Source organism: Streptomyces sp. NPDC004561 (assembly GCF_053602155.1).
In genome coordinates, this window is the sequence record NZ_JBSGDB010000513.1 from 1 (window position 1) to 5,857 (window position 5,857).

At 73.0% G+C, this 5,857-nt stretch carries 1 protein-coding gene; it reads right to left on the minus strand.

Translation table 11 applies throughout. The features are described 5' to 3' along the window. Positions 1-5,857: SDR family NAD(P)-dependent oxidoreductase (locus ACWEN3_RS39370; protein WP_452981420.1), on the minus strand; the 5,857-nt coding region annotated here is incomplete at both ends.

Below are 5,857 nucleotides of genomic sequence, written 5' to 3' on the forward strand. Positions count from 1 at the left end.
GGCGGACCGGGGCGAGTACCGCCTCGTCCGAGGCCAGCGCCGCGTCGAACAGCCGCAGCCCCTCCTCGGGCGGCAGCGGCAGCACACCGCTCCGCGCCATCCGCGCCCGGTCGGCCTCGGCGAGGCCGTCCGTCATCGCGCCGGACCGCTCCCACACACCCCATGCCAGCGATGTGGCGGGCAATCCCGCACGGCGCCGGTACGCCGAGAAGGCGTCGAGGAAGGAATTCGCCGCCGCGTAGCTCGCCTGACCGGCGCTGCCGACCATGCCGGCGACGGACGAGAACACCACGAAGGCGGCCAGGCCCATTTCCCGGGTGCACTCGTGCAGATTCAGCACGGCGTCCACCTTGGGGCGGAAGACCTCCCTCATCCTCTCCGGTGTGACCGAGGCGACGACCCCGTCGCCGAGAACACCCGCGGTGTGCACGACGGCCGACAGGGCATGCCCGCCGAGCCCGTCCAGCATTCCGGAGACGGCCTCCCTGTCCGCGACGTCGCAGGCCGCCCAGGTGACCTCGGCGCCCCATGCGGTCAGTTCGGCCGCCAGCTCGGCCGCACCGGGTGCGTCCGCGCCCCGGCGACTCGACAGCAGAAGCCGCCGTACCTTGTGCTCGGACACCAGATGCCGGGCCACGAGCGCGCCCAGCGACCCGGATGCACCGGTCACGAGGACGGTGCCGGAAGCCAGGTCCGGCAGGTCGCCGGCGGTTCCGGTGGCCTTCACCAGGCGCGGCACGAACACCTCCCCGTCGACCACAGCGAACTGCGACTCAACCGAAGCGAGCACGGCGGGCAGCACACGGACCGCATCATCGGTGTCCTCGGCCTCCACCAGCACGAAGCGGTCCGGGTTCTCCGACTGCGCCGACCGCACAAGCCCCCACACCACGGCATGCGCCACATCACCCGGACGCGTCACCAACACCAGACGCCCCGCACGTTCCTCCGCCAACCACCACTGCACCAACGCCAGAACCTCACTCGCGACGCCGTGCACACGGTCCGCGGTCTCCGTACCGGGCCCCGCCGGGCACGGAACGACCGTGACCACCGCGACATCGGGAAGGGCCGGTTCGGCGGACAGCGCGGCCAGGTCCGCGTAGCTCCGTACGTCGAGGTCGGCGGCGTCAGTCTCCGTGAGGGCCGCGGGCTGCCATGCGAGGCCGAACAGCGAGTCGTCGGCACGCCCGCCGGAGCCGCCCGCCGCGAGCAGTTGCCCGCGCGACACCGGCCGCAACGACAGCGAGCCGACCGTGGCCACCAGACCGCCCGAGGCGTCGGCCACGGTCAGCGACACCGCGTCCGTACCCGTGCGAGAGACCCTGACCCGCAGCGCCGTCGCGCCCGCGGCACGTACGCACACTCCGGACCAGGCGAAGGGCAGCAGCGGTCCGTCACCGAGGGGGACGAGCCCGCCCGCGCCGATCGCGTGGAGCGCCGCGTCCAGCAGCGCCGGATGAACGGCGAATCCGTCCCCCTCCGTGCCCTCGGGGAGGGCGACCTCGGCGAGGACGTCGTCCCCGCTCCGCCACACCGACCGCAGGCCGCGGAAGACCGGGCCGTAGCCCAGACCGAGCCCGTCCAGGCCCTCGTAGAACCCGGTCAGGTCCACGGCCTCCGCACCCGCCGGCGGCCACGCCCCGCGATCCGCGCCCTGCGGCGGCTCGGGCAGCACGTCCGCCAGGAGACCGACCGCGTGCCGCACCCACGGCGCGTCGTCCGGGGCGTCCTCCAGTCGCGAGTGCACGCTCAGCGCGCGCCTGCCCGGCTCCTCCTCGGCCCCGACCCACACCTGCACGGCCACACCGCCGCGCTCCGGGACGATCAGCGGTGCCTCCAGCGTCAGATCCTCGACCTGTGCGCAACCGGCCTCGTCGCCCGCGCGCACCGCCAGCTCCACGAGCGCGGTACCCGGCAGCAGCACGCTGTCCATGACCGTGTGGTCGGCGAGCCAGGGATGCGTCTTGAGCGAGAGCCGCCCGGTGACCAGGTACCCGCCCGCGCCGGGCAGCGCGACCGCCGCACCGGCCAACGGGTGCTCCGCCGCACCCAGTCCGAGTCCCGTGGCAGCGCCACGCCCGGTGAACTCCTCCGGCGCTTCCAGCCAGTAGCGCTCGTACTGGAAGGCGTAGGTCGGCAGGTCGACGCGGCGGGCGTCGGGGAAGAGCGCCTGCCAGTCGGGCGGGACGCCGTGGGTGTGCAGCTGCCCGACTGCGGTGACGAGCGCGTACGGCTCGGGGCGGTCGGCTCGGAGTACGGGGATGGTGACGACGTCGTCCACACAGCCCTGCGCCATGCCGCTGAGGACACCACCCGGGCCGACCTCCACGAACGTCGTCACGCCCAGCTCGTGCAGGGTCCGCACGCCGTCGGCGAAACGGACCACCTCACGCACGTGCCGGACCCAGTACTCCGGGGTGTACGGCTCGGCCAGGCGACCGGTGAGGTTGGAAACCACCGGGATCCGCGGCTCGTTGAACGTCAGACTGCTGACGACCTCCGCGAACTCCTCCAGCATCGGATCCATCAACGGCGAGTGGAAGGCGTGGCTGACCTTCAGACGGGACGTCTTACGACCCTGCCCCCGGAAGGCCTCACCGATGGCGACGACCACTTCCTCGGCACCGGAGATGACGACCGACTGGGGGCCGTTGACCGCCGCGATACCGACGTCGTCGGTGAGGTGCGGCACTACCTCCTCCTCGGTCGCCTGGACCGCGACCATCGCCCCGCCGACGGGCAGGGCCTGCATCAGCGCGGCCCGTGCCGACACCAGCCTCGCCGCGTCCTCCAGCGACAGCACCCCGGCCACATGCGCGGCCGCGATCTCGCCGACCGAGTGACCGGCCACGTAATCCGGCCGGACACCCCACGATTCGAGAAGCCGGAACAGGGCGACCTCGACAGCGAAGAGCGCGGGCTGCGTCGAACCCGTCTGGTTCAACTCCTCCGAGTCGACATCGACGGGCGCGGCCAAAAGCGCGCACACCTCGTCGTACGCCGCCGCGAACACGGGGTAGGCCCCGTACAGTTCGCGCCCCATGCCGATCCGCTGCGAGCCCTGCCCCGAGAACAGGAACCCGACCTTGCCGCCGGTGCCCGGTTCGCCCAGGACGACCCGGGCGGACGGGGACCCTGCGGCCAACGCGTGGAGCCCTTCCAGGAGTTCGTCCCGGTCCTCCCCCACCACCGCGGCCCGGTGCTCCATGGCCGAGCGTGCGGTGGCCAGCGCGAAGCCGATGTCGGCCGGCCGCAGGCCCGTGCCCGGGGCCAGGGACAGCAGGCGCTCCGCCTGTGCCCGCAGCGCCGCCTCCGTCCTGCCCGACAGCACCCACGGTACGACCGCGCCCGGGTCGGACGCGGGCGGCAACTCGGCTGAGGCGGGGGCCTGTTCGACGATCACGTGGGCGTTGGTGCCGCTGATGCCGAAGGAGGACACCGCCGCTCGACGCGGCGCGTCGGTCGCAGGCCAGTCGACTGCCTCGGTCAGGAGCCGGACGTCACCGGCCGACCAGTCCACGTGAGGGGTCGGCTCGTCCACGTGCAGGGTCCGCGGCAGGACGCCGTGGCGCATCGCCATGACCATCTTGATCACACCGGCCACGCCCGCCGCCGCCTGCGCATGGCCGATGTTCGACTTCAGGGAGCCCAGCCACAATGGCCGGTCGCCTTCCCGTCCCTGGCCGTACGTGGCGATCAGCGCCTGCGCCTCGATCGGGTCACCCAGCTTCGTCCCCGTACCGTGCGCCTCCACCGCATCGACCTGATCCGAGGACAGGCCCGCATTGGCCAACGCCTGGCGGATCACCCGCTGCTGCGAGGGCCCGTTCGGAGCCGTCAGACCGTTGGACGCACCGTCCTGGTTCACCGCCGTACCACGGACCACCGCCAGCACCTGGTGCCCGTTCCGCCGGGCGTCGGACAGTCGCTCGACCAGCAGCATCCCCGCACCCTCGGCCCAGCCCGTACCGTCCGCCCCGGCCGCGAACGCCTTGCACCGGCCGTCCGCCGACAGACCACGCTGACGGCTGAACTCCACGAACGTCGAGGGAGTCGCCATGACGGTGACACCGCCGACCAGCGCCATCGAGCACTCGCCGCTCCGCAGCGCCTGGGCAGCCAGATGCAGCGCCACCAGCGACGACGAGCACGCCGTGTCCACCGTGACCGCCGGGCCCTCCAGCCCGAAGGTGTACGAGACCCGGCCGGAGGCGATGCTGCCCGCGCTGCCGCTGCCCAGGTAGGCGTCCATGCCGTCCGGAGCCGTCCGCACGCGGCCGCCGTAGTCGTGGTACATCACGCCGGCGAAGACACCGGTCCTGCTGCCCCGCACCGTCGCCGGATCGATCCCGGCCCGCTCGAACGCCTCCCACGACGTCTCCAGCAACAACCGCTGCTGCGGGTCCATCGCCGACGCCTCACGCGGCGAGATCCCGAAGAACTCCGCGTCGAAGTCCGCCGCGTCGTGGAGGAAGCCGCCCTCTCGGGTGTAGCTGGTGCCCCACTGGTCGGGGTTCGGGTCGTAGAGCTTCTCCACGTCCCAGCCGCGGTCCTCCGGGAAGCCCGAGATCGCGTCGCCGCCGGAGGCGACGAGACGCCACAGGTCTTCGGGCGACCGCACGCCGCCGGGATAGCGGCAGGCCATGCCCACGATCGCGATGGGCTCGTCCACCGTTCCGGTGACCGTTGCGAGCGGTGCCGGCACAGCTGCCGCCGCCGCCTCGCCGGAGCCCGCGGCTTCGGCGGTCAGGAAGCGGGCGAGGGCGAGCGGGCTCGGGTAGTCGAAGATCAGGGTGGCGGGCAGACGCATGCCTACGGCTGAGTTGAGCCGGTTGCGCAGTTCGACGGCGGTCAGCGAGTCGAACCCGGTGTCCTTGAACGAGTCGTCCGCGCCGACCGCCTGTGCGCTGGCGTGCCCGAGCACGGCGGCGACCTCGGTACGCACCAGGTCCAGGACAACCTGCTCGCGCTCGGCCTCCGGCAGCCCGGCCAGCCGCTGACCCAGCGATCCCTTCGGCGCGGTCTGCGCCGCGCGCCGCACCGGCGCGACCCGCACCAGTCCGCGCAGGACCGGCGGCACGGGCTGTCCCTGTCCGCCGTGGAAGGCGGACGTGTCGAGCCTGATCGGGGCGACCGCTGCCCGATCGGTGGCCAGTGCCGTGTCGAACATCCGCAGGCCGTCCGCCGACGGGATCGCGGCGAGGCCCATGCGCTTGATGCGGGTGAGGTCGGTGTGGTCGAGGCCGCCGGTCATGGCACTCGCGCTGTCCTGCGCCCACAGGCCCCAGGCCAGCGACGTGGCCCGCAGGCCCGTGGCACGGCGGTGCTCGGCGAGGGCGTCGAGGAAGGTGTTGGCGGCGGCGTAGTTCCCCTGGCCCGGCGTGCCGAGGGTGCCTGCCACCGAGGAGAAGAGCACGAACGCCGACAGGTCGCCGCACAGTTCGCCCGCCAGGTCGTGCAGGTTCAGCGCCGCGTCCACCTTCGGGCGGAACACCACGTCCAGCCGTTCCGGGGTCAGCGAGCCGATGACTCCGTCGTCCAGGACGCCGGCGGTGTGGACGATCGCGGACAGGTTCTGCCCGGGCCCGGCCAGAAGTGCGCGGACGGCTTCGCGGTCCGCCACATCGCACGCGGCCCAGGTGACGTCGGCGCCCTGCTCGGTCAGTTCGGCGGCGAGTTCGGCCGCGCCGGGTGCGTCCCCGCCGCGGCGGCTGACGAGCAGCAGACTGCGGACACCGTGCTCGGCGACCAGGTGCCGGGCGAACAGCCCACCCAGGCCGCCCAGCTCGGACAGCTCGGTCCGCTTCTTGGCCCGGTACCCCGCGATGTCCAGCATCAGCCGGCTGCGCTCACC